General features: G+C 56.6%; 4 protein-coding genes. All 4 read right to left on the bottom strand.

Annotated features, from left to right (window positions below; translation table 11 throughout):
* Positions 1-292: bifunctional diaminohydroxyphosphoribosylaminopyrimidine deaminase/5-amino-6-(5-phosphoribosylamino)uracil reductase RibD (locus Q7T06_RS10350; protein WP_304784323.1), on the bottom strand; the 292-nt coding region annotated here is incomplete at its 3' end.
* Between the two features lie 55 nt (positions 293-347).
* Entirely contained in the window at positions 348-920 is a 573-nt protein-coding gene (locus tag Q7T06_RS10345) for a GspH/FimT family pseudopilin (protein ID WP_304784321.1), read from the bottom strand.
* Positions 901-1,347, bottom strand: a complete 447-nt coding sequence (locus Q7T06_RS10340) for a type IV pilin protein (protein WP_304784319.1) — start codon at positions 1,345-1,347, stop codon at positions 901-903. Before Q7T06_RS10340 ends, Q7T06_RS10345 begins: the two co-directional genes overlap by 20 nt.
* Positions 1,348-1,356: 9 nt before the next feature.
* Positions 1,357-3,402: pilus assembly protein (locus Q7T06_RS10335; protein ID WP_304784317.1), on the bottom strand; the 2,046-nt coding region annotated here is incomplete at its 5' end.

The following is a 3,402-nucleotide window of genomic DNA, read 5'->3' as shown; positions in this document are numbered from 1 at the left end:
GTGCCTTGATCAAGGCATCGGCGCAAGGCGGCGTACGGCCGTGATGACTGCAAGGTTCGAGCGTGACATACACGGTTGCACCAGCGACATCAAAGCCGCGGTCGGCAGCATCATTGAGCGCCTGCACTTCGCCATGCGCATGGCCTGCCGGTTGCGTGTAACCACTGCCTATGATCCGGTTTTCCTTGACGATGATGCAACCGACGCGCGGATTCGGCGTCGTCGTGAACATGCCCTTGGCTGCCAGTTCCAGTGCAAGGCGCATGCCTTGTTCGTCGCTATGAATTTCCACGTGAGTCTTTGTCAGGATGATGTATCGGTGCCGCGTTGCAGCGTTGAACGTGCCGTCAGCAGCTTGCTGCTTCCCGCGCCGGATTGCACACCCGCGGTCGACCGAGGAAGTTGATCACGACCTTGCGCGACTGCGATCCCAGTTCCAGCAGCCAGTTCCCGGATTGCGAAGTCTGGCTGTTCGCATTGGTGCGCGTGCGTCCGCTACCGTTGAAAGCAATATATTGTACTTTCGAATCGGTGAAACTGGGCGTGATCCGCATATCCGCATCCACCGCAGCATGCATATAAAGGATGATTTCATTGTGATCGGGCCGCTGGTCGTGGTTTTCATCGATAAAAATCACCCAGCCATTGTTCCATGTCGAACCATCCCCGGCCGGCACCAGATCAACCCGCGTGCCACGATGTATCGCCTCGGAACGGGCCAGATTGACACTCATGAACAAGGCATTCGCGGCAGCCGTCAATTTCTGGTTTTGCAGCATTGCGTGGAAGCTAGGCACGCCGATTGCCAGCATGATGGCGACTATCGTCAGGATCGCCATCAATTCGATGAGGGAAAATCCGCAGCGACGCGCGGGCCCGGCTTGAGCCACCGGCATGGACTCACCAGCAATGCTGCGCATCTGCCGATTTTTCGCCGGTGCTGCTCAAGCTCAGTTTCCCGCACTTCGGGTCACGGTAGTGAGGATTGACCCTGCCGGTACCCGGTTGTGCAATCAACAGTACGCAAGCGCGCAGGGTCTCGTCCTTGCATGGCTGCGCGCTGACTTCATAGGCACTCGCCTGCGCGTTTTCGCCCGAGAACCAGTTGAATTTCCTTGCCTCGGCATCGATGGAGGCAGCAGAAAACAACAGGTAAGTTGTATGCAGCGAATAGTAGCGTTCCTGCTGCTGCATCGTCTTCATCAATGCAGCGCGCCCTTCTGCACGCTTCGTTTTCAGGACCGATTCCTGATAGGCGGGAAAGGCCAGTGCGGCCAGAATCGCGAGGATCACCAGCGTGACCATCACTTCAACAACCGTGAAGCCCTTGGGGAATTTGCATCGCATGTGTGCCTCCTATTTTTTGTTGACCAACGTGCGCAATTCAAGCCAGTTGACTATCTCGCGCCAGCTCAGGCGACCCGCTGTTGTCAGGTATGAAGTCGAATTTTTTCCCGCTGGTGCAGTCGCTACTACGGCATCGCCGGCAAGGGGATCAAGGACCTCAAGTTTTTTCTTCAGACGCCGCTTGCCGGCAGCATCACGGGGCGGTGTTTGATCTGGCACCAGCGCCACGACCAAGGGAGTATTCATGGCGCCGGTATTGGACAGGTAAGCCGTGACATCCGCATGGAGCGGCAAGCCGGTCAGCGCATGCAAGACATAAGCACGTCCACCATGCTGTTTGCACGGATCGGCATTCGGGATAAGCGTGTTGAAGAACAGATTTCCATCAATGAGCTGCGCGGCACTGACGCTACGCTCGCCTGTCTTGTCCGAATCGATGAAGTCGAAGTACCAGCCTTTTTCGCCAGGCCCGGCCACATCGTATTTAAAATCGCTGCCACTGATTTCCAGCGCACTGCTGCCGGAATCAATCGCCGCCAATTTTCTTTCCGCCAGCTGGCTGCGTATCGCCGGCTTGCGATCCAGCGTGTCGAGGATCGCGTAAAAGGATTGTTGCTTGAAATGACTGGCGTCGAGATCGCTGCCTTCGATGAATTTCCCGCTGCCGAATAAAATCAGATGGTGATCATCAGGGGTAAATGTCACCAGGGCTTGCTGCGTGATCGCCTGTCGATTGCCGCTCTTGTCCATTGTAATGAACAATGGCTGGACCGGTGCCTTGCCAAGTGCATGCAACCAGGGTGGACTGCCGCTGAAATCGTAGCGCCAAAGATTGCCTTGCAAGTCACCCGCATAGACATAAGCCACAGCACCGTCGCCAGCCAGCGCCACTGCAGGCGCAATCAAACCGTTGGGCAGATTCTGCTCGCTGGCAGGCGTGAGGAACTTGAAGTAATTGACGCCGGCTATCCATTTATCCGTCTTGGCTTTATCAAGCGACAGCAGGAAAAGCGCATTGGATGCATGGAGATTGAATTTTCCTTGGCCGTCTGGATGATAATTGTTGAGGCCGCTGGCAACAATCGCAAAGTAACGATAGTCAGGTACTCCCTTCGTCGCACCCACCCTGAACTTCGCGATGACGGGGACACCGGTGACATAGCCGATGTCAGGGTCGTCTGCATCACTGAATTCCCACAGCGCCCCCAAGCCCTGATCGAACCGGTCCGGTGCCGTCACATCCAGTGCGAAAACGCCTTGTCCACCGCTACCCAGACCGGCAACGAGGATGGTTTTCCACTGCTTGCCGACGCGCGCTTCAGCCACGGCGATCATGCCATCGACATAGGCATGATGCGCAGTACCCTGCCGTGTCAAATCGCCCAGACGCGCGAACAATGCAGCTGGAATATAGGCAAACAATTCCTCACCCGTACCTGCATCAAACGCATGCAGCATGCCATCGTCAGCGCCGACGTATACCGCTGGCAGACGTGCCTTGTTGGCAGCGTAAAAGACGGCATAATCGTGTCCCTGCAAAGCGGTGGAAGGCGGGCCGACAAACACTGGCGCGTTATGCACTATGGCTCCGAGCACGCGATCACGCACGCGGAATATGCCATCTGTTTTACCCAGTTCATATCTGCGCCCGCCGCGCAGATAGTCCACGCGTTTTTCACCCAGCTGATCGTCAATACTGCTGGCGGGCGATGTGTTCAGCATTGTTCTCTGTGCCGCCGGCAATGCATCCCAGACAAATGGAATCGTGGCCGCAGGCTGGCCTGCCGCAGTATAAATACGCCGCGCCTCGGGAGCCGATCTAGCAGAGCTGGCAGGGCTGGCCGCAGTGCCTGTCAATATGTCGGCCGCATCCCAGTCGGCGACAGATGCCGTCTTGAGCGCACCGTCAACGCTGGAAAAACTCACACGGAATTTCTTCAGGCTACCGCTCCAGCTTGCTGCATTGAATGCGGCCTGATAAAGATAGAGCTCATTGCCTGCAATGCTGGTCGCCGATAGCGTTGCACCGGATACAGTCAAGGCAGTAGGCGGATA

Origin of the sequence: Herminiimonas sp., assembly GCF_030645555.1 — a bacterium.
GTDB lineage: Bacteria > Pseudomonadota > Gammaproteobacteria > Burkholderiales > Burkholderiaceae_D > Oxalicibacterium.
The sequence above is the reverse complement of the archived record's forward strand: the minus strand, read 5'-3'. Positions and strand labels throughout refer to the sequence as shown.